General features: G+C 67.5%; 14 protein-coding genes and 6 tRNA genes. 15 read left to right on the top strand and 5 right to left on the bottom strand.

Going from position 1 to position 20,412, the window contains the following annotated elements; translation table 11 throughout:
* Window positions 1-32 precede the first annotated feature (32 nt).
* Window positions 33-1,064: a D-alanyl-D-alanine endopeptidase gene (pbpG, locus tag CS062_RS15375; protein WP_099862491.1), complete on the top strand. Its 1,032-nt coding sequence runs from the start codon at window positions 33-35 to the stop codon at window positions 1,062-1,064.
* A 69-nt stretch (window positions 1,065-1,133) separates the two neighbouring features.
* Here the strand turns inward: pbpG and CS062_RS15370 are convergent, their stop codons facing one another.
* From CS062_RS15370 to hpnC, 4 genes are all read right to left on the bottom strand, one after another.
* A complete protein-coding gene (locus tag CS062_RS15370) occupies window positions 1,134-1,901 on the bottom strand; it encodes an IclR family transcriptional regulator (protein ID WP_099862482.1) in 768 nt (255 codons plus the stop codon).
* Window positions 1,902-2,021: 120 nt separating this feature from the next.
* Window positions 2,022-3,305 (bottom strand): hydroxysqualene dehydroxylase HpnE, encoded by a 1,284-nt coding sequence (hpnE, locus tag CS062_RS15365; RefSeq protein ID WP_099862481.1) that lies wholly within the window; start codon window positions 3,303-3,305, stop codon window positions 2,022-2,024.
* Window position 3,306: 1 nt separating this feature from the next.
* Window positions 3,307-4,209, bottom strand: a complete 903-nt coding sequence (gene hpnD, locus CS062_RS15360) for a presqualene diphosphate synthase HpnD (protein WP_099862480.1) — start codon at window positions 4,207-4,209, stop codon at window positions 3,307-3,309.
* The gene (gene hpnC, locus CS062_RS15355) at window positions 4,206-5,078 is read right to left on the bottom strand and encodes a squalene synthase HpnC (RefSeq protein ID WP_099862479.1); all 873 of its coding nucleotides are present in this window, start codon (window positions 5,076-5,078) and stop codon (window positions 4,206-4,208) included. Before hpnC ends, hpnD begins: the two co-directional genes overlap by 4 nt.
* Before the next feature lie 212 nt (window positions 5,079-5,290).
* On the opposite strand from hpnC, the gene CS062_RS15350 reads away from it, so the two are divergent.
* The 13 genes from CS062_RS15350 to CS062_RS15290 all read left to right on the top strand — a co-directional run bounded on the left by CS062_RS15350 (window position 5,291) and on the right by CS062_RS15290 (window position 18,496).
* Window positions 5,291-6,514, top strand: a complete 1,224-nt coding sequence (locus tag CS062_RS15350; RefSeq protein WP_099862478.1) for an efflux RND transporter periplasmic adaptor subunit — start codon at window positions 5,291-5,293, stop codon at window positions 6,512-6,514.
* Window positions 6,515-6,530: 16 nt separating this feature from the next.
* On the top strand, window positions 6,531-9,671 hold the full coding sequence (locus CS062_RS15345) for an efflux RND transporter permease subunit (RefSeq protein WP_099862477.1): 3,141 nt from the start codon (window positions 6,531-6,533) through the stop codon (window positions 9,669-9,671).
* Window positions 9,672-9,893: 222 nt separating this feature from the next.
* Window positions 9,894-9,980, top strand: a tRNA-Leu gene (locus tag CS062_RS15340).
* 26 nt (window positions 9,981-10,006) lie between these two features.
* Complete coding sequence (gene tig / locus CS062_RS15335; protein ID WP_099862476.1) at window positions 10,007-11,317, top strand: trigger factor; 1,311 nt, start codon at window positions 10,007-10,009, stop codon at window positions 11,315-11,317.
* Window positions 11,318-11,539: 222 nt separating this feature from the next.
* Window positions 11,540-12,148, top strand: coding sequence for an ATP-dependent Clp endopeptidase proteolytic subunit ClpP (gene clpP / locus CS062_RS15330; protein ID WP_091722797.1), 609 nt, complete (start codon window positions 11,540-11,542; stop codon window positions 12,146-12,148).
* A gap of 305 nt (window positions 12,149-12,453) precedes the next feature.
* Entirely contained in the window at window positions 12,454-13,722 is a 1,269-nt protein-coding gene (clpX, locus tag CS062_RS15325) for an ATP-dependent Clp protease ATP-binding subunit ClpX (protein ID WP_099862475.1), read from the top strand.
* Window positions 13,723-13,852: 130 nt separating this feature from the next.
* Window positions 13,853-16,279 carry an endopeptidase La gene (lon, locus tag CS062_RS15320; protein ID WP_099862474.1) on the top strand — a complete coding sequence of 809 codons (2,427 nt, stop codon included), beginning with the start codon at window positions 13,853-13,855 and terminating at the stop codon, window positions 16,277-16,279.
* Window positions 16,280-16,531: 252 nt separating this feature from the next.
* Window positions 16,532-16,607 (top strand) — tRNA-Gly (locus tag CS062_RS15315).
* A gap of 92 nt (window positions 16,608-16,699) precedes the next feature.
* Window positions 16,700-16,773: transfer RNA gene (locus CS062_RS15310), tRNA-Cys, on the top strand.
* A gap of 13 nt (window positions 16,774-16,786) precedes the next feature.
* A tRNA-Gly gene (locus CS062_RS15305) sits at window positions 16,787-16,862 on the top strand.
* A 46-nt stretch (window positions 16,863-16,908) separates the two neighbouring features.
* Window positions 16,909-16,984 (top strand) — tRNA-Gly (locus CS062_RS15300).
* 103 nt (window positions 16,985-17,087) lie between these two features.
* A tRNA-Leu gene (locus CS062_RS15295) sits at window positions 17,088-17,175 on the top strand.
* A 28-nt stretch (window positions 17,176-17,203) separates the two neighbouring features.
* Window positions 17,204-18,496: an MFS transporter gene (locus CS062_RS15290; protein WP_099862473.1), complete on the top strand. Its 1,293-nt coding sequence runs from the start codon at window positions 17,204-17,206 to the stop codon at window positions 18,494-18,496.
* A 55-nt stretch (window positions 18,497-18,551) separates the two neighbouring features.
* Here the strand turns inward: CS062_RS15290 and murI are convergent, their stop codons facing one another.
* Window positions 18,552-19,403, bottom strand: a complete 852-nt coding sequence (gene murI, locus CS062_RS15285) for a glutamate racemase (RefSeq protein WP_099862472.1) — start codon at window positions 19,401-19,403, stop codon at window positions 18,552-18,554.
* 258 nt (window positions 19,404-19,661) lie between these two features.
* Between murI and CS062_RS15280 the strand changes: the two genes are divergently transcribed.
* Window positions 19,662-20,411: an electron transfer flavoprotein subunit beta/FixA family protein gene (locus CS062_RS15280; protein ID WP_099862471.1), complete on the top strand. Its 750-nt coding sequence runs from the start codon at window positions 19,662-19,664 to the stop codon at window positions 20,409-20,411.
* The last annotated feature ends 1 nt before the right edge of the window (window position 20,412 follow it).

Raw genomic sequence — 20,412 nt, 5'->3', positions numbered from 1 at the left:
CATTGCTGTCTGGTGCCGCGCTCAGCGGCGTCATGTTGCTGACGGGCCTGACCGCCAGTCTCGTGCCGGTTCAACCGGCGCAGGCGGCCACGGCGTCGTCCTCCAAAGCCAAGGTGAAGAGCGTGCGCAAGGCCAAACCGGCCCCGCGCTCTCCCCGCAAGGTGGCCGCCCGTGCGGCGGCACCGGCCCGGGAAGTCATCCCGTCCAAGCCGTCCTTCGGGACGATGTACGGCCTGCATGACACCGAAGACCCCCTCGACCTGAAATCCAGCGTCGCCTATGTCGTCGACCAGGACACGAACGAAGTCCTGTTCTCGAAGAACCCGTCGGCGGTGCTGCCGATCGCGTCGATCACCAAGCTGATGACCGCCTTGCTGGTGGTCGAGGCCAACCAGTCGCTCGACGAGAAGCTCGAGATCACCGACGAGGACAAGGACACCGAGAAGTTCACCGGTTCGCGGCTGGCGATCGGCACCGAGTTGACCCGCGGCGAACTGCTGCACCTGGCGCTGATGTCCTCGGAGAACCGCGCGGCCCATGCGCTCGGGCGCAACTACCCGGGCGGCCTGGAAGCTTTCGTCGCGGCCATGAACGCCAAGGCGCGCGCGCTGGGCATGATGGACACCCATTACGTCGAGCCCACCGGGTTGTCCAGTCGTAATCAGTCCAGCGCGGCCGACCTGGCCAAGCTGGTCAAGGTGGCCCATGCCTTCCCGCTGATCCGCGAGCTGTCGACCTCGTCCGAGTACACCGTCGCCCTGGGTCGCCGGCAGGTCCGCTTCGGCACCACCAATGGCCTCGTCCGCAAGGGCGATTGGGACATCGGCCTGCAGAAGACGGGCTTCATCAATGAAGCCGGACAGTGCCTGGTCATGCAGGCGCAGCTGGCCGGCCGCAAGCTGATCATGGTGTTCCTGGATTCCGCCGGAAAGTACTCCCGGATCGGCGATGCGGAACGCGTCCGCAAGTGGCTCACCGGGGCGGCCTCGCCGCTGGCGGGCGTGGCGACGGGCACCTCCGCCGCGACGACCTCGGCCGTGATTCCGGCGGTGTCGGCGAAGTAAGCGCCGGATCGACTCCGATCGAATGCAGAAGCGGACCCTCGGGTCCGCTTTTTCGTGGTCGCGTGGGGCTCAGCCGCGGAAGCCCAGCGCGGCGGAGATCCGCGTCGCGGTCTCCTTCAGACGCGGCAGCCAGCCTTCCTCAAGCCGGTCCGCGGGGGCGGAGATCGACAGCCCGGCCACCAGCTTGCCCTGGTCGTCATAGATGCCGGCCGCCATGCAGCGCACGCCGAGCTCCAGCTCTTCATCGTCGCGGGCGACGCCGCGCTGGCGGACCAGCGCCATCTCCCGCTCGAGCTGGCTGATCTCCGTCAGGCTGTTGCGGGTGTGGCCGGACAGCCCGGTGCGGGTCGCGTAGGCCCGCACCCGCTGGGGATCGTCGCTGGCCAGGAAGAGCTTGCCGACCGAGGTCAGATGCAGCGGTGCCCGACCGCCGACCGCGCGCACGACCTGCATGCCGCTGCGCTCGGAATAGGTCCGCTCGATGTAGACGATCTCGTCGCCCTGGCGCACCGAGAGGTTGACCGGCTGATGGGTCAGCTTGTGCAGCTCGCGCATCGGGCCGATCGCCGCCTCGCGGACGTCCAGCCGCGCCTTGACCAGGTTGCCGAGTTCCAGCAGGCGCATGCCGAGCCGATAGCTTCCGGCCTCCGGCCGGTCGACGAAGCGGCCCAGCGCCAGGTCGTTCAGGATGCGGTGGGCCGTCGACGGATGCAGGCCGGTGGTCTCGCTGATCAACTTCAGCGACACCGGATCCTGATGCTGGGCCAGGACGTCCAGCAGCGCGAAGGTGCGCTCGAGGACCTGGATCGCGGGGGTCTGGAGCTCCTTGGACTTCATGGCGGACGATTGTGAAGGATTTCGCTTGGTTTTTGCATGGCGAAACCGAGAGCCGCATCTAGCGGGCGCATTCCGTCGCTTTTGCCCATCAGCGGTGCGTCCCGCTGGGGCGGGAACTCCTTAGGAGGAGGCGTCGGCTCCCAATTGCCGCATTGCGGAACGTGCCGCGGCGAGGCCGCTGCGCACGGCGCCCTCCAGCGTCGCCGGGTAGGGGCCAGCGAGGTAGTCGCCGGCGGCCCACAACGCTGGCGCGATCGCGGCGTCGGGGCGGACCCGTCCGGGCGTGCAGGCGAAGGTCGCGCGCTTCTCGCTGAGCACGCGGACCAGCCGCGGCGGGTGCTCCCAGGGCAGGCGCCGGACGGCTTGCTCGAGCGCCGCGGCACCGGTCGCTTCCAGGCCGCGTTCGACCCAGGACGCCGCGCCGCTGACGACCAGGCTGAACAGCCCCGGGTGCTGGCCCAGTTGGCCGAGGTCAAAGGCGAATTGCGCCGGCTCGGTGGCCGATTCCCGCAGCGCGATCATCGGTGCGGGCAGCGCCGTGCCGGCGCTTTCCAGGTAGACGGTGACGATGGGCTGGAACTCGAAGGCGCCTGCGGTGGCGCTCCAGCGCGGTGCGAGGTCGCGCGTGAGCCGGGCCGCCTCCACCGAGCTGCACGCGATGATGACCGCATCGGCCGGCTCATCGTCGACCCGCCAGCCGCGTCCCGACGCTGCCAGCCGTTGCACGCGCTGCGTGCGGAGCTGGGCGCCGCGCGCAAGCAGCCAGTCGCGCGCCGGTGACGGCAGCAGCGCGCTCAGGCCGCGCCGCGGGAGCAGCAGGTCGGCGCTGCCCGGACCGCTGAACAGCGCATCCTTCAGCACGCGCAGGAAGACCTGCGCGCTCGCCTGCGTGGCCGGGGTATTCAAGGCCGCGACACACAGCGGGTCGATCAGGTCGTCGCGGATGGCGCGGGGCAGGCCGGCGCAGAGCTCGGCCACTGTCAGCGCGGGGTCGCAGCGGAAGCCGCGCATCGTCCAGCCGCTGCTGGCCTTGAGGAATTGGAGCCGGTCGCGCCATGACCAGGCAGCGCAGCCCAGCACGCCGCGGAGGAAGGCGAGGGTGGGCGGCCCGCCGGGCAGGCTGAGCGTCTCGCGGTCGGGATAGCGCAGCCGCAGCGGCATGCGCAGCAGATCCGCCTCGGGGTCGGCGCCGACACGTCGCATCAGCGCCAGCGCGTCCGTATAGGCGCCGATCAGGATGTGCTGGCCGTTGTCGAGCGCCGGCTCACTGCCTTCGAGGCTGCGCGCCCGGCCGCCGAGCGTCGGGGCCATCTCGAACAGGGTGACGGCGGCACCCAGCGAGACCGCCTCCGCGGCCGCGGCCAGGCCGGCCCAGCCGCCGCCGATGACGGCGATGCGGGTCACCTCAGCGCCCGCGCCAGTTGGTCTTCATCGCGATCCACAGCTTGCGCAGCGGCGTCAGCGCGATGCGTTGCTGCAGCACCTGGAACTGCTCCGCCTCGATCTCGCGCAGCAGCGTGCGGTAGATGTTGGCCATCATGAGGCCGGGCTTCTGCGCCTTGCGATCGGCCTCGGGCAGCAGCGCCATCGCCTCGTCGTAGAGGCGGTGCGCGCGCTCGGCCTGGAACTTCATCAACGCCAGGAAACGGTCGCTGTAGCCCCAGGGCGCGTCGCGCTTGAGGATCTCGTGCGCCTTGACGTCGAACTGCTGCAGCTCGCTCACCGGCAGGTAGATGCGACCGCGGCGGGCATCGTCGCCGACGTCGCGGATGATGTTGGTCAGCTGCATCGCCAGGCCGAGCTTGTGGGCGTAGGCGATGGTCTGGGCGTCGGTGCGGCCGAAGATGCCCGAGGCCACCTCGCCCACGACGCCCGCCACCAGGTGGCAATAGCGCTGCAGGCCGGCGAAGTCGAGGTAGCGCGTCTGTTCCAGGTCCATCTGGCAGCCGTCGATCACGGCCAGCAGATGCTCGACACGGATGTCGTAGGCCTGGACATGCGGCAGCAGCGCCTTCATCGCCGGATGCGAGGGCTGTCCGTTGAAGGCGCTCATGACCTCCTTGCGCCACCAGGCCAGCTTCGTGGCGGCCACGCCGGGGTCCGAGACCTCGTCCACGACATCGTCGACCTCGCGGCAGAACGCGTAGAACGCGGTGATCGCCGCGCGTCGCGGCGGCGGCAGGAAGAGGAAGGCGTAATAGAAGCTCGAGCCGCTCGCGGCGGCCTTCTGCTGGACGTACTGCTCCGGGGTGGAGGCGCCGCCGGCGGCGGCCGTCGCATCGGGGGTCTTGTCGGTCTTGGTGCTCATCGCGCCGTCCCTTCGCGGCGGGTGTTGCTGGGGTTCGCGTTCATCGTCAGCGCGCGCCACAGCAGAAGTGGCGCATCGGCGGCGCCGATGGCGGGACGCCGCAGCAGGGCGGCGAAGCGCATCGCCTGCAGCCTGTCGAGAATGCGAAGGCCGCCTTGTACCACCAAGCGCAGCTCCCAGCCGGCCCGGCCGGGGATCCGGTGGACCAGCGGCGCCCCGTCCATCATCAGCGCCCGGGCCCAGGCGCAGAGGTCGGCGATCAGCGCGCGGGCCGCCGGGCTGTCGCGCAACGACAGCAGGTCCTGTCCCTCGACGCCGTGACGCCGGCGGTCCTCCAGCGGCGCGTAGATCCGGCCGCGCGGACCGTCGACGGTGAAGTCCTGCCAGAAATTGATCAGCTGCAGCGCCGAGCAGATCGCATCCGATTGCCTCAGCGCGACCGCGTCATCGATGCCATACAGATGCAGCAGCAGCCGCCCGACCGGGTTGGCCGAGCGCCGGCAATAGTCCAGCAGTTCGGCGCGGGTGGCGTAATCCGTCTTGACCAGGTCCTGCTCGAAGGCGTCGAGGAAGTCCTCCAGCAAGGGCAGCGGCAACTGGTGCTGGGCGATCGCGCGCGCCAGCGGCGTGAACACGCGGGCAGCCCAGCGCGGCGAGGGCGCCCGGCCGGCCGCGACCGCCCGCAGGTCCGCGCGGTAGTCGGTCAGGTCGCGCAGGCGCTGGGCGGCGCCCGCGTCGCCTTCGTCGGCCAGGTCGTCGGCGGTGCGCGCGAAGCCGTAGATCGCCATGATCGCGGGACGCAGCGCCGGTGGACACAGCCAGGAAGCGACAGGAAAGTTTTCGTAGTGCTCTATGCTCACGGCCGGCATTCTCCGCTGAGCCAGCGATGCCGTTTCCGACAACTTGACGCCCCGACGACCGCGCCGTTTCCGGGGAACGTCAAAAACCGCAGTACACGAGCAGTACCCCGGCGAACCGTACGCCGTCGGTTTGACACGTCCGGACACGCTGAATACATTACTGACCGGTCAGTCAGTTACTCCGGTGCCCTGTGGGGCGCCGCGGCTTTGTCGAGGTGTTCATGCCCCAACGGTCTCTTGTGTCCCTGCCCGCCGCCGCGCCCGGCCTGGCGTCCATCGCGCCGTCCGGGCGCGCCGTTTCCGGAACCTGGAAGCGCGCGCTGGCCGGGGGCACCGCGGCGATCGCCGTCGTGGTCCTGGCGGCTTGCGGCAAGCAGGCGCCGCCGCCCGAACCGGAGCGCTATGTGCGCACGCTGGTGCTGACACCGCAATCGGCCGGCCTGCAGCGTGAATTCGCCGCCGAGGTCCGTGCTCGCGTCGAGTCCCGGCTGTCCTTCCGTGTCGCCGGCAAGATCCTGGAGCGCCGCGTGGACCTGGGCTCGGTGGTGAAGCCCGGCCAGACGCTGGCGCGCATCGACAGCTCGGACCTGGTGCTCGCGCAGGAGGCCGCCAAGGCCTCGGTGCTGGCCGCCCGTGTGAACCGCGACCAGCTCGGCGCCGATTACCGGCGCTACATCGATCTGCACCGGCAGGGCTTCATCAGCGCCGCCGAACTGGACCGTCGCGATGCCGCCTTCAAGGCTGCGCAGGCGCAATATGAATCGGCGCGCGCGCAATCCGACGTGCAACGCAACCAGGCGCAGTACTCCAGCCTGGTGGCGGACGCGCCGGGCGTCGTGACCGGCATCGACGCCGAGCCCGGCATGGTCGTGGCCGCTGGCACGCCGGTCGTGCGCGTTGCCAACGACGGCCCGCGGGATGTCGTCTTCTCCGTGTCCGAGGACCAGGTCGCGCTGGTACGCGCCGCCGCGGCCCGCCCCGACGGCCTGAAAGTGCGCCTGTGGGCCGACACCAAGGCCGAGCCGCAGCCGATCAAGCTGCGCGAGCTGGCGGCCGCCGCCGATCCGGTGACGCGGACCTTCCTGGTGAAGGCCGAACTGAACGATCAGAACGTCCGCCTGGGTCAGACCGCCACGGTGATCCTGACCGGCACGCCGTCGGACAACGCGATCAAGCTGCCGCTGAGCGCGGTGATGGAGTCGCAGGGCAAGAGCGCCGTGCTGCTGCTGGATCCCAAGACCATGACGGTGCAGCCGCGGCCGGTGACGGTGGTCGGCGCCGAAGGCAACGAGCTGGTGGTGCAGGGCCTGACGCCCGGCATGGAGATCGTGGCCGCGGGCGGTCATGTGCTGACGCCCGGCCAGAAGGTCAAGCGCTTCCGCCCGCCGGGCACGCCGACCGAGGGCTCGCCGTCGCCCGCGCCGGCCGCCGCCGCGTCTCGCTGATCCTCGGGAGCGCTGAATGAGCAACCCGAGCCGCGCCGGTTTCAACCTCTCGCGCTGGGCGCTGGAGCATGCCCCGCTGACGCGCTACCTGATGGTGGTGCTGATGGTGCTGGGCTTTGCCGCCTACTTCCAGCTGGGCCAGGACGAAGATCCCCCGTTCACCTTCCGCGCGATGGTTGTGCAGGCCTACTGGCCCGGCGCGACGCCGCAGCAGATGGCCGAGCAGGTCACCGACAAGATCGAGCGCACCCTCCAGGAGGTGCCGCATGCCGACAAGATCCGCAGCTACACCAAGCCGGGGGAGTCGCTGACCATCTTCCAGGTGAAGGACAACACCTCGCCGGGCGAGGTGCCCCAGCTCTGGTACACGGTCCGCAAGAAGATCGGCGATCTCAAGCCCACCCTGCCACAGGGCGTGATGGGGCCGTTCTTCAACGATGAATTCGGCGACGTCTACGGCTCGATCTTCGCGCTGTCCTCCGACGGCGGCTTCTCCCTCGAGGAATTGCGCCAGCAGGCCGAGGCGGTGCGCTCCGAGCTGCTCCGGGTGCAGGACGTGGCCAAGGTCGACCTGTTCGGCGTGCAGGCGGAGAAGCTGTTCATCGAGATCTCGCAGAAGCGCCTGGCCGAGCTCGGCCTGGACTTCAACCAGGTCGTCTCCCAGCTCAATGCGCAGAACGCGGTCGAGAGCGCCGGCGTCATGGATGCCAGCAGCGCCAATGTGCAGATCCGCATCGAGGGGCAGCTGAATTCCGTCCAGGCGCTGAGCGACTTCCCGATCCGCGGCACCAACCCGACGACCGGCGCCGCCAGCAGCCTGCGCCTGGGCGACATCGCCACGGTGCGCCGCGGCTATGTCGACCCGGCCACCACCATGGTCCGCTACAACGGCAAGCAGGTCGTGGCGCTGGGCGTGTCGATGGGCAAGGGCGGCGACATCATCGCCCTGGGCAAGGCGCTGCAGGCCACCGTCAAGCGGCTGCAGCAGCAGTTGCCGGCCGGCATCACGCTGCAGCAGATCCAGGACCAGCCCAGTGCCGTGAAGACCTCGGTCGGCGAATTCGTGCACGTGCTGATCGAGGCCGTCGTCGTGGTGCTGGGCGTGAGCTTCATCAGCCTGGGCCTGCACACCAAGCCGCTGCGCATCGATGTGTGGCCGGGCCTGGTCGTGGGCATCACGATCCCGCTGGTGCTCGCGATCACCTTCGTGGTGATGCTGTATGCCGGCGTGGGGCTGCACAAGATCTCGCTGGGGTCGCTGATCATCGCGCTCGGCCTGCTGGTCGACGACGCGATCATCGCGGTCGAGATGATGGTGCGGAAGCTGGAGGAGGGCTACGACAAGATGCATGCGGCGACGTATGCGTATGACGCCACCGCCAAGCCGATGCTGACCGGCACGCTGATCACCGCGGTGGGCTTCCTGCCGATCGGCCTGGCCAAGTCGACCGTCGGCGAGTACACCTTCGCGATCTTCGCGGTGACGGCCGCGGCGCTGGTGATCTCGTGGATCGTGTCGGTCTACTTCGTGCCCTACCTCGGCGCACTGCTGCTCAAGACCCGCGCGGGCCATGAGGGCGAGGCCCACGAGGTCTTCGACACGCCGTTCTACAACCGCTTCCGCCGCTGGGTCGCCTGGTGCGTGTACCACCGCTGGAAGACCATCGGCATCACCATCCTGGTGTTCGTGCTCGGCCTGGCCGGCATGGGCAAGGTGCAGCAGCAGTTCTTCCCGGACTCGAGCCGGCCGGAGATCCTGGTCGACCTGTGGCTGCCCGAGGGCGCCACGATCGAGCAGAGCAATGTCGTGGCCAAGCGCTTCGAGGCCCGCATGGCCAAGGAGCCGCTGGTGGGCAGTATCGCGACCTGGGTGGGCTCGGGCGTGCCGCGCTTCTACCTGCCGCTGGACCAGATCCTGCCCAACACCAACGTCAGCCAGGCCATCATCCTGCCCAAGACCCCGGCCGACCGCGAGACGCTGCGCCACAAGCTGCCGCAGATCCTGGCCGAGGAGTTCTCCGAAGTGCGCGGCCGCGTGAAGCTGCTGCCCAACGGCCCGCCGGTGCCGTACCCGGTGCAGTTCCGCATCGCCGGCGACGACCCCGCCCAGTTGCGGATCTACGCCGATCGCGCCAAGGAGCAGATGCGCGCCAACCCCAACATGGTCGGCGTCAACGACAACTGGAACGAGGCCATCAAGGTCCTGCGCCTGCAGGTCGACCAGGACAAGGCGCGGGCGCTGGGCGTGACCAGCCAGAGCATCGCGCAGGCGGCGCGCATCCTGGTGTCGGGCACCACGGTGTCGCAGTACCGCGAGGCCGACCGGCTGATCGACATCGTCCTGCGCCAGCCGGTGCAGGAGCGCGACACGCTGTCGGAACTCGCCAATGCCTACGTGCCCACCGCCTCGGGCCGCTCGGTGCCGCTGACACAGATCGCCAAGCCCCAGTTCACCTGGGAGCCGGGCGTCATGCATCGCGAGAGCCGCCAGTTCGCGATCACCGTGCAGGGCGACGTCATCGAGGGCCTGCAGGGCGCGACGGTGACCAGCCAGCTCTGGCCCGCGCTCGACGCGATGCAGAAGGAGATGCCGCCCGGCTATTCGATCTCGATCGCCGGTGCGGTGGAGGAAAGCAGCAAGGGCACCGGCTCGATCGCCGCCGGCGTGCCGATCATGCTGTTCATCACCTTCACGCTGCTGATGCTGCAGCTGCACAGCTTCTCGCGGGCGATGCTGGCCTTCCTGACCGGCTTCCTGGGCATCGCCGGCGTGTCCGCCGCGCTGCTGCTGCTGAACCGGCCTTTCGGCTTCGTCGCGCTGCTGGGCGTGATCGCGCTGATGGGCATGATCCAGCGGAACTCCGTCATCCTGATCGACCAGATCGAGCAGGACCGCGGTCGCGGCGTCCCGCCGGCGCAGGCGATCGTGGAGTCGGCCGTGCGGCGGCTGCGCCCGATCGCGCTGACGGCCGCCGCCGCGGTGCTGGCGATGGTGCCGCTGTCGCGCAGCGTGTTCTGGGGCCCGATGGCGGTGGCCATCATGGGCGGGCTGATCGTCGCCACCGTGCTGACGCTGTTGGCGCTGCCGGCGATGTACGCGGCCTGGTTCCGTGTCGAGCGCGACAAGGACGCCGGCATCGCTCCGTCGACGCATTGAGCCGGCGCCGCCGGAGGCTGCCGAGCCTCCGGCCTTCGGGGGTTAACCCCCGCCCGGGAGGGGCGGGGGCGGCCGTGGGAATCGGCCGAATCCTTGATTACAATCGCCGGTTTTCCGGATCGCGGACGGCAGGGCCCTGGGCTCTTCTCTCGCATCTCCGAATTACCAAGGGCCCGCCGCGCAGGACTGCGCGCAGCGATCGCGACGAGCCCCCATCACCCGGCGCGGGTGGCGAAATTGGTAGACGCACCAGGTTTAGGTCCTGACGCCTTCACGGGCGTGCCGGTTCGAGTCCGGCCCCGCGCACCACACTTCCAACTGATTCCGAGTCCACTATGGCTGTCACCGTCGAAACTCTCGAAAAGCTCGAACGCCGCATCACGCTCACGCTGGCGGCCGCCGACATCAACACCGAGGTCGAGTCCCGCCTGAAGAAGCTGGCCCGCACCGTCAAGGCCGACGGCTTCCGTCCCGGCAAGGTGCCGATGTCCTTCGTGGCGCAGCGCTACGGCGCGCAGGTTCAGTACGAGGTCGTCAACGACAAGCTGGGCGAGGCTTTCACCATCGCCGCCAACGAAGCCAAGCTGCGCGTCGCCGGCATGCCCAGCATCGCCCAGAAGGACACCGCCGCCGAAGGCGAACTGGCCTTCGACGCGACCTTCGAGGTCTATCCCGAAGTGAAGATCGCCGACCTGGCCGAGGCCGAGATCGAGCGCGTCGCCGCCGACGTGACCGATGAAGCCATCGACAAGACCGTCGAGATCCTGCGCAAGCAGCGCCGCTCGTTCGCCCAGCGCGGCGCGGCGGACGTGGCCGCCGACGGCGACCGCGTGACCATCGACTTCGAAGGCAAGATCGACGGCGAACCCTTCGCTGGCGGCAAGGCCGACGGCTTCCAGTTCCTGCTGGGCGAAGGCCAGATGCTCGAGGCCTTCGAGAAGGCGGTGCGCGGCATGAAGGCCGGCGAATCGAAGACCTTCCCGCTGGCCTTCCCGGCCGACTATCACGGCAAGGACGTCGCCGGCAAGGAAGCCGACTTCCTGGTCACGGTCAAGAAGATCGAGGCGCAGCACCTGCCCGAAGTGAACGAGGCCTTCGCCAAGGCCCTGGGCATCAAGGAAGGCACGGTCGAGGCGCTGCGCGCCGACATCAAGAAGAACCTCGAGCGTGAAGTGAAGTTCCGCGTGCTGGCCAAGAACAAGGGCGCCGCGATGGACGCGCTGGTCGGCAAGGCTGAACTGGACGTGCCGAAGGCGCTGGTGGCCGGCGAGGCCGAGCGCATGGTCGCCAACGCCCGCGAGGACCTGAAGAAGCGCGGCATCAAGGACGCCGACAAGGCCCCGATCCCCGCCGAGCTGTTCAACGAGCAGGCCGAGAAGCGCGTGCGCCTGGGCCTGGTCGTCGCCGAACTGGTCCGTTCGCAGAATCTGCAGGCCAAGCCCGAGCAGTTGCAGGCCCACATCGAGGAAATCTCGCAGAGCTACGAGAAGCCAGCGGAGGTGGTGCGCTGGTACCTGTCGGACCGCGAGCGCATGGCCGAGGTCGAAGCCGTCGTGATCGAGAACAACGTCACCGACTTCATCCTGGGCAAGGCCAAGGTCACCGACAAGCAGCTGCCCTTCGACGAACTGATGGCCACGGCCTGATCGGCCGGCTCGACGCCGTCTGGCGCGGGCTTTCCCGGCATCGCCCTTGATTCACCGGGAACTCATCGCCAAGTAAGGCGCCTGGCCGCGAGGCCGGCGCCTTTTTCTTTCCCCGGCGCAGCCGCTGGCGCGATCCCGCTTCGGAGGGGCCGCGCGGCGGCAAGGGGATGGAGCGCACGACATAATGGTTTGTCGTGATCTCGAACCAATTCAGAGGATTTCATGAGCGCGCTTGAAACCAGCAACCTGGGCATGGTGCCCATCGTCATCGAACAGTCGGGCCGCGGCGAGCGCGCCTACGACATCTACAGCCGCCTGCTGCGCGAGCGCATCGTCTTCCTGGTCGGCCCGGTGAACGATGCCGTCGCCAACCTCGTCGTCGCGCAGCTGCTGTTCCTGGAAAGCGAGAACCCGGACAAGGAGATTTCGCTGTACATCAACTCGCCGGGCGGCAGCGTCTCGGCGGGCATGTCGATCTACGACACGATGCAGTTCATCAAGCCGCAGGTCTCGACGCTGTGCATGGGCATGGCCGCCTCGATGGGCGCGTTCCTGCTGGCCGCCGGCGAGAAGGGCAAGCGCTTCGCGCTGCCGAACTCCAAGATCATGATCCACCAGCCGCTGGGTGGCGCCCAGGGCCAGGCCACGGACATCGAGATCCATGCCCGCGAGATCCTCAAGACCCGCGAGCAGCTCAACCGCATCCTGGCCGAGCGCACCGGCCAAAGCCTGGAGAAGATCCAGGCAGACACCGAGCGGGACTATTTCATGTCGGCCGCCGAGGCGTCGACCTATGGCCTGATCGACCAGGTCATCGAGAAGCGCCCCTGATCGCGACGCGGGATTCAGGCGACGGCGGCGCCCAGCGGGCGCCGCTGGCTTTGTCTGGATGCCTCTCGCCATCCTCTTCCCGGCGCCGACGGGGGCGTCTCCCCGATGAAATCCACCGCCCGGCGATGCCAACGGGAACCGCCTTGGCGGTGCCGCAACTGACCGCCGGTCGACCGCGCCAACTGACCACTCTTAGGGGCTTTTATCCCCCCAAGGGTGGTGCCGGCAATTGAACTATCATCAATGCAGGCACTTGCCTGTATTCCCCGCAGCCCTCCAGCAGCCCCAGCCCCAGCAGCACTCCCATGGCCGAGAAAAAAGGCAATTCCAGCGAAAAAGTCTTGTACTGCTCCTTCTGCGGCAAGAGCCAGCACGAGGTCAAGAAGCTGATCGCGGGCCCGTCGGTGTTCATCTGCGACGAATGCATCGAGCTGTGCAACGACATCATCCGTGACGAGGTTCCGGCCGAGGCCGCGACCGGCGGTCGCGCGAGCAAGTCGGACCTCCCCGTGCCCAGCGAGATCAAGACGACGCTGGACCAGTACGTGATTGGTCAGGACGTCGCCAAACGCACGCTGTCCGTCGCGGTCTACAACCACTACAAGCGGCTGCGCCACGCGGCCGACACCAAGGATGGCGTCGAGCTGTCCAAGAGCAACATCCTGCTGATCGGACCGACCGGCTCGGGCAAGACCCTGCTGGCGCAGACGCTGGCCCGCGTGCTGAACGTCCCGTTCGTGATCGCCGATGCGACGACGCTGACCGAGGCCGGCTATGTCGGCGAGGACGTCGAGAACATCATCCAGAAGCTGCTCCAGAACTGCAATTACGACGTCGAGCGCGCCCAGCGCGGCATCGTCTACATCGACGAGATCGACAAGATCAGCCGCAAGGCGGACAACCCATCGATCACCCGCGACGTGTCGGGCGAGGGCGTGCAGCAGGCGCTGCTGAAGCTGGTCGAAGGCACGATGGCGTCGGTCCCCCCGCAAGGCGGTCGCAAGCATCCGAACCAGGACTTCCTCCAGATCGACACGACCAACATCCTGTTCATCTGCGGGGGCGCGTTCGACGGCCTGGAGAAGGTCATCCAGAACCGCTCGGAGAAGTCGGGCATCGGCTTCGGTGCCGCGGTCAAGAGCAAGAGCGAGAAGAAGGTCGGCGAGCTGTTCCGCGAAGTGGAGCCGGGCGACCTGATCAAGTTCGGCCTGATTCCGGAACTGGTGGGCCGTCTGCCGGTCATCGCCACGCTCGGCGAGCTGACCGAGGACGCCCTGGTGCAGATCCTGACCGAGCCGCGCAATGCGCTGGTCAAGCAGTACCAGCAACTGTTCTCGATGGACGGCGTCGAACTGGAAGTGCGGCCATCGGCGCTGAGCGCCGTCGCGCGCAAGGCGCTGGCGCGCAAGACGGGCGCCCGCGGCCTGCGCTCGATCGTCGAGCATGCGCTGATCGACACCATGTTCGAGTTGCCTTCGCTGGACAGCGTCGCCAAGGTCGTGCTGGACGAGCACAACATCGACGAGGACACCAAGCCGTTGCTGGTCTATCGCGAAACCAAGGCGAGCGCCTGAGGTCGCGATCAAACACCGGGCGATCTGCTTGCCATCAGTCCTTGTGGAAAGCAATTGCTCAAAGGCTATTGAACGGCACCTTGTAATTGGTAGCTCGGGCCCTAGATGGGCCTGAGAAAGAGAGGTTTTCATGTCCGGTCATCCGATCCTCCCCGCGGAACCCATCACCCTGCCGCTGCTGCCGCTGCGCGACGTGGTCGTGTTCCCGCACATGGTGATCCCGCTGTTCGTGGGCCGTCCCAAGTCCATCAAGGCCTTGGAAGCGGCGATGGAGGCGGGGCGCCAGATCATGCTGGTCGCGCAGAAGGCGGCCGGCAAGGACGAGCCCAAGCCCGACGACATGTTCGAGATGGGTTGCGTCTCCAGCATCCTGCAGATGCTGAAGCTGCCCGACGGCACGGTGAAGGTGCTGGTCGAGGGCCTGCAGCGCGCCACGACCAACAAGATCGAGGACGGCGAGGAGCATTTCACCGCCGAGGTGCTGCCGATTCCGCCGGAAGCCGATGACCAGCCCGAGGTGGAGGCCCTGCGCCGCGCGGTGACGCAGCAGTTCGACCAGTACGTCAAGCTGAACAAGAAGATCCCGCCGGAGATCCTGACGTCCATCGCCGGCATCGACGATGCCGGTCGCCTGGCCGACACGATCGCGGCGCATCTGCCGCTCAAGCTCGATGCCAAGCAGTCGGTGCTGGACCTGTCCGAAGTGGGCAAGCGGCTCGAGAAGCTGCTGGACCTGCTCGAGCATGAGGTCGACATCCTCCAGGTGGAAAAGCGCATCCGTGGCCGCGTCAAGCGCCAGATGGAGAAGTCCCAGCGCGAGTACTACCTGAACGAGCAGGTCAAGGCGATCCAGAAGGAGCTGGGCGACGGCGAGGAAGGCGCCGACATGGAGGAGCTGGAGAAGAAGATCCAGGCTGCTCGCATGCCGAAGGAAGCGCGCAAGAAGGCCGAGGCCGAGCTCAAGAAGCTCAAGCTGATGTCGCCGATGTCGGCGGAAGCGACGGTCGTGCGCAACTACATCGACACGCTGGTCAACCTGCCGTGGTCGAAGAAGACCAAGATCAAGCACGACCTGGCCAATGCCGAGGCCGTGCTCAACGAGGACCACTACGGCCTGGACAAGGTCAAGGAACGCATCCTCGAGTACCTCGCGGTGCAGCAGCGCGTCGACAAGGTCAAGGCGCCGATCCTGTGCCTGGTCGGCCCTCCGGGCGTCGGCAAGACCTCGCTGGGGCAATCGGTGGCCCGTGCCACCGGTCGCAAGTTCGTCCGCATGGCGCTGGGCGGCGTGCGCGACGAGGCCGAGATCCGTGGTCACCGCCGCACCTACATCGGCTCGATGCCGGGCAAGGTGCTGCAGAGCCTGAGCAAGGTCGGCACCCGCAATCCGCTGTTCCTGCTGGACGAGATCGACAAGCTGGGCATGGACTTCCGCGGTGATCCGTCGTCGGCGCTGCTGGAAGTGCTGGACCCCGAGCAGAACCACACCTTCGCGGACCACTACATCGAGGTCGACTACGACCTGAGCGATGTGATGTTCGTGGCGACCTCGAACTCGCTGAACATTCCGCCGGCGCTGCTGGACCGGATGGAGGTCATCCGTCTGTCGGGTTATACCGAGGACGAGAAGGTCAACATCGCCCAGCGGTACCTGCTGCCGAAGCAACGCGGCAACAACGGCGTGAAGGAAGAGGAGCTCGAGGTCACCGAGGACGCGATCCGCGGCGTGATCCGCTACTACACCCGGGAAGCCGGCGTGCGCTCGCTGGAACGCGAGGTCTCGAAGATCTGCCGCAAGGTCGTCAAGGGCCTGCAGCTCAAGACCTTCACCGGCAAGGTGGTCGTCACCGAGGACAACCTCAACGAGTTCCTGGGCGTGCGCAAGTACGACTTCGGTCGTGCCGAGAAGAAGAACCAGGTCGGCCAGGTGGTCGGTCTGGCGTGGACGGAAGTGGGCGGCGACCTGCTGACCATCGAAGCCACCGCAATGCCGGGCAAGGGCAACATCATCCGCACCGGCTCGCTGGGCGACGTGATGAAGGAGTCGGTCGAGGCGGCCCGCACGGTGGTGCGTTCGCGGGCTCGGCGCCTGGGCATCAAGGACGAGCTCTTCGAGAAGCGCGATGTGCACATCCACGTGCCCGATGGCGCGACGCCGAAGGACGGCCCGAGTGCGGGTGCCGCGATGACGACGGCCTTCGTGTCGGCGCTGACCGGCATCCCGGTGCGCGCGGACGTCGCGATGACCGGTGAGATCACGCTTCGCGGCGAGGTGACGGCGATCGGCGGCCTGAAGGAGAAGCTGCTCGCGGCTCACCGCGGCGGCATCAAGACCGTGATGATCCCGGAAGAGAACGTCAAGGACCTGCAGGACATTCCCGAGAACGTGAAGAACCAGCTGGAGATCGTCCCGGTCCGCTGGATCGACCGCGTGCTGGAAGTGGCGCTGGAGGCTTATCCGCAGGCGCTGCCGGAAGAGGAGGCGGCGACGCCTCCGACCGAGAAGGTGGCGGAGGCCAAGCCGGCCGATGCGACCGGTGATTCGCTGAAGCACTGACCGGCACGCGTTCGCGAGCCGATGACGATGACGGCGCCTTCGGGCGCCGTTGTTCATTCCGGCGGGGCGGCGGATGGCGGGAGGACGATGCGTCCTGGTGTTTGGGCGATCTTCATAAAGAAGTCGCCGAACTCTTGCGAGCGGGTGAAAAACCGTTCTATACTCTCGGCTTCAGCGCAAACGGTGCTGCGACGACAAGGCGATTCGCAAGAGACGCCACGAAGTTGAAGCAGGCAGTGCGTTGAAGACCATGCGGGAATAGCTCAGTTGGTAGAGCGCAACCTTGCCAAGGTTGAGGTCGCGAGTTCGAGCCTCGTTTCCCGCTCCAGGTATTCAAAGGATGGAAGCTCCGGCTTCCATTTTTTATCGGAATCGGACACACCAAATCCGGTTTCAACAGAATCCCGTCCAGGGTTCTGGGGCGCGATAGCAAAGCGGTTATGCCCCGGATTGCAAATCCGGTCAGTCCGGTTCGACTCCGGATCGCGCCTCCAAAGAATGGACATTGCGGGAATAGCTCAGTTGGTAGAGCGCAACCTTGCCAAGGTTGAGGTCGCGAGTTCGAGCCTCGTTTCCCGCTCCAACGACACCAAAGGTCGGTGGAGTGATTCACTCCACTGTCCTGCGATGCGGGAATAGCTCAGTTGGTAGAGCGCAACCTTGCCAAGGTTGAGGTCGCGAGTTCGAGCCTCGTTTCCCGCTCCAAAATCTTCAAAAGGGAAGCCTCTTCGGCTTCCCTTTTTTCTTGCTCGGCGGCCCCGATAATGCCCGGTCACTTCGACATGGAACTCCTCGCGGAGCCGCCGTGGCCTGGATGGTGAAATCGGTAGACACAGCGGACTTAAAATCCGCCGCCCTCAACCGGCGTACGGGTTCGAGTCCCGTTCCAGGCACCACGCGCACGGCAACGGGAGACCGCATCGCATGGGCATGTTTGCGCAGGAACTGTTGAACCCGGGGGTCCGCAAACGCGAGGTCCTTGGCTGGTCGATGTACGACTTTGCCAACTCGGGCTACACGACCGTTGTCCTGACCGCCGTCTACAACGCCTATTTCGTCGGCGTCATCGCCAAGGGCCAGCCGTCGGCGACGCTGCTCTGGACCGTGTTGATCGCGGTTTCCAGCTTCCTGGTGATGGTGACGATGCCGGGGCTCGGCGCGTGGGCCGACGCGCACGGCGCGAAGAAGAAGCTGCTTGGCTTCTGCACGGTCGGTTGCGTGCTTTCGACCGGGGCGCTCGCGGTCTTCGGGCCTGACCAGCTGTGGTGGGCCGCGGCCGCCGTCGTGCTCTCCAACGTCTTCTTCTCCTATGGAGAATCGCTGATCGCGGCGTTCCTGCCCGAACTCGCCCGACGCGACGCGCTGGGCCGAGTGTCGGGCTGGGGCTGGGCCTTCGGCTACCTGGGCGGCATGCTGGCGCTGGGGCTGTGCCTGGGTTATGTGCTGAGCGCCCAGTCGCGCGGCGACCCCCCCAGTCAATTCGTGCCGGTCACGATGCTCATCACGGCTGGCCTTTACCTGCTGGCCGCGCTCCCGACCTTCCTGCTCCTGCGCGAGCGCGCCGATCCGTGCTCGACGCGCCGGGCCGCCCGCATGGGGTCGGGGCTCTCGCAACTGTGGGCCTCATGGCAGCGGGCGCGCGCCTATCCAGATTTCCTGCGTCTGCTGGCCTGCGGCACCAGCTACCAGGCCGGCATCGCCGTCGTCATCGCACTGGCCGCCGTCTACGCCGAGCAGGCGCTCGGTTTCACCCAGGCGCAGACGATGACGCTGGTGTTCCTGGTCAACATCGCGTCGGCCGTCGGCGCGTTCGTGTTCGGCTATTACGAGGACCGCATCGGGCACCAGCCCGCGCTCGCGGTCACGCTGGTGGGCTGGATGGTCATGACGCTGCTGGCCTTCCTGGCGGCCAGTGCCTGGTTGTTCTGGATCGCCGCGGTGATCGCCGGCCTGTGCATGGGGTCGAGCCAGTCTTGCGGCCGCGCGCTGGCCGGCGCGCTCGCGCCGCATGATCGGCTGGCTGAATTCTTCGGCCTGTGGACCTTCGCCACGCGTCTGGCCGCGATCATCGGGCCGCTGACCTACGGCGCGGTCACCGTGCTGACGGCGGGCAACCACCGGCTCGCGATCCTGGCCACCGGGGTGTTCTTCGTGCTGGGCTACTGGCTGCTGCGGCGGGTGGACATGACGAGAGGGCTCGCGCGCGCGCTGATCTGAACGCCGGGCGCTCAGGCACCCCGCGTGGTGGGAGGCGTGCCCGCGTCGCCCGGCTTCAGGCGGTGGCGCGCGTGGCGACGATGTCGCGCCAGCCCAGCGCTTCGCGGGCCAGGTGCTGCAGTGGCACAGGATCGCCAGTGCTTTCGAGCACCACGCGCGCCGGCCCAGTCGAGGGGATCCCCAGTCCCTCCCAGACCCGCCGCGCCTGGCGTGCGACCGCGTCCTCGATGTTGAGCAACTGCACGTCATCACCCAGCGCCGCCTGGATGCGCGACTGCACCAGCGGGTAATGCGTGCAACCCAGCAGCACCGTGTCGACGCCGGCTTCGCGCAGCGGCGCGCAGAAGCGCTCGATCAGCGCGCCGAGCGCGTCGCTGTCCAGATCGCCTTGCTCGATCAGGGTGACCAGGCCCGGGCAGGGCTGGCTGACCAGCTCCACATCGCCCGCATGCGCGGCGACCAGTTGCTCGAAGCGTCGGCTCGCGATCGTGGCCGTCGTCGCCATCACGCCGATGCGGCCGTTGCGCGTCGCCGCGACGGCGGGCTTCACGCCGGGTTCGATGCCGACGACCGGCCAGTCCGGCCAGCGTTCCCGCATCGCTTGCACCGCATGCGCGGTGGCGGTGTTGCAGGCCACGACCGCCATCCGCGCGCCGACCTCGCGCAGGCGCTCGGCCACCCGCACGCTGCGTTCGACGATGTACTCGCTGCTGCGGTCGCCGTAAGGCGCGTGCGCGGTGTCGGCGAGGTAATGCAGCGGCGCGTGCGGAAGCTGCTCCCGCAGCGCCTTCAGCACCGTCAATCCGCCCACGCCGGAGTCGAAGACCCCGATGCAGGGGAGGTGGGGCTCATGCCCAAGGGGGACGGACGGGGCGGCGGCGAAGGGCGCTGAACTCAAGATCGTCATCGTGGGGTGTCGTGTCGGGAGCGGAGTCTAGAGGGATTCCCTCATTCCCGGCCGGAGCCGCTTGGCAGCCGCGATTCGATGGCTAGAATAGAACGATCGTTCGTTTTATTTTCGAGCCGGCGCCGAGGCGACGCTCGCTGGTCCGCCGGGATTCCGGGACGGCAGCAGGGGCGCATGACGGCTGGGAGACATGGGCTGGCCCCGGGGCTCCCATAGAATCGAATTAACGTTAACGTCAATCCAGCTTGGAGTGCTTCGATGAAGGTATTGGTCCCCGTCAAACGAGTCGTCGATTACAACGTCAAGGTGCGCGTCAAGAGTGACGGAACCGGCGTGGACATCGCCAACGTGAAGATGTCCATGAACCCGTTCGACGAGATCGCCGTCGAAGAAGCCGTCCGCCTGAAGGAGAAGGGCGTGGTCACCGAAGTGATCGCCGTCTCCTGCGGCGTCACGCAGTGCCAGGAAACGCTGCGCACCGCGATGGCCATCGGCGCTGACCGCGCCATCCTCGTCGAGACCGATGCCGACCTGCAGCCGCTGGCCGTGGCCAAGCTGCTCAAGGCCCTGGTCGACAAGGAACAGCCGCAGTTGGTGATCCTGGGCAAGCAGGCCATCGACGACGATTGCAACCAGACCGGCCAGATGCTGGCCGCGCTGACGGGCATGCCGCAGGGCACCTTCGCCTCGAAGGTCGAGGTCGCCGACGGCAAGGTCGCGGTGACCCGCGAAGTGGACGGCGGCCTGGAGACGGTCAGCCTGACGCTGCCGGCGGTCGTGACGACCGACCTGCGCCTGAACGAGCCGCGCTACGTGACGCTGCCCAACATCATGAAGGCCAAGAAGAAGCCGCTCGACGTGGTCAAGCCCGCCGACCTGGGCGTGGACGTGGCGCCGCGCATCAAGACGCTGTCGGTGGCCGAGCCGCCCAAGCGCAGCGCCGGCATCAAGGTGCCGGACGTGGCCACCCTGGTCACCAAGCTGAAGACCGAGGCCAAGGTCATCTGAG

Source organism: Roseateles chitinivorans, assembly GCF_002761755.1.
Taxonomy (GTDB): Bacteria; Pseudomonadota; Gammaproteobacteria; order Burkholderiales; family Burkholderiaceae_C; genus Roseateles; species Roseateles chitinivorans.
This window is presented reverse-complemented; position numbering and strand designations above follow the sequence as displayed.

Excerpts from the sequence above, each read along its gene's own strand:
- lon (WP_099862474.1), top strand. The coding sequence starts at position 13,853 with ATGTCCGGTCATCCGATCCTCCCCGCGGAACCCATCACCCTGCCGCTG.
- CS062_RS15370 (WP_099862482.1), bottom strand. The coding sequence starts at position 1,901 with ATGAAGTCCAAGGAGCTCCAGACCCCCGCGATCCAGGTCCTCGAGCGC.
- CS062_RS15290 (WP_099862473.1), top strand. The coding sequence starts at position 17,204 with ATGGGCATGTTTGCGCAGGAACTGTTGAACCCGGGGGTCCGCAAACGC.
- tig (WP_099862476.1), top strand. The coding sequence starts at position 10,007 with ATGGCTGTCACCGTCGAAACTCTCGAAAAGCTCGAACGCCGCATCACG.
- murI (WP_099862472.1), bottom strand. The coding sequence starts at position 19,403 with ATGACGATCTTGAGTTCAGCGCCCTTCGCCGCCGCCCCGTCCGTCCCC.
- hpnC (WP_099862479.1), bottom strand. The coding sequence starts at position 5,078 with ATGCCGGCCGTGAGCATAGAGCACTACGAAAACTTTCCTGTCGCTTCC.
- hpnD (WP_099862480.1), bottom strand. The coding sequence starts at position 4,209 with ATGAGCACCAAGACCGACAAGACCCCCGATGCGACGGCCGCCGCCGGC.
- pbpG (WP_099862491.1), top strand. The coding sequence starts at position 33 with ATGTTGCTGACGGGCCTGACCGCCAGTCTCGTGCCGGTTCAACCGGCG.
- CS062_RS15280 (WP_099862471.1), top strand. The coding sequence starts at position 19,662 with ATGAAGGTATTGGTCCCCGTCAAACGAGTCGTCGATTACAACGTCAAG.
- CS062_RS15350 (WP_099862478.1), top strand. The coding sequence starts at position 5,291 with ATGCCCCAACGGTCTCTTGTGTCCCTGCCCGCCGCCGCGCCCGGCCTG.
- clpX (WP_099862475.1), top strand. The coding sequence starts at position 12,454 with ATGGCCGAGAAAAAAGGCAATTCCAGCGAAAAAGTCTTGTACTGCTCC.
- clpP (WP_091722797.1), top strand. The coding sequence starts at position 11,540 with ATGAGCGCGCTTGAAACCAGCAACCTGGGCATGGTGCCCATCGTCATC.
- CS062_RS15345 (WP_099862477.1), top strand. The coding sequence starts at position 6,531 with ATGAGCAACCCGAGCCGCGCCGGTTTCAACCTCTCGCGCTGGGCGCTG.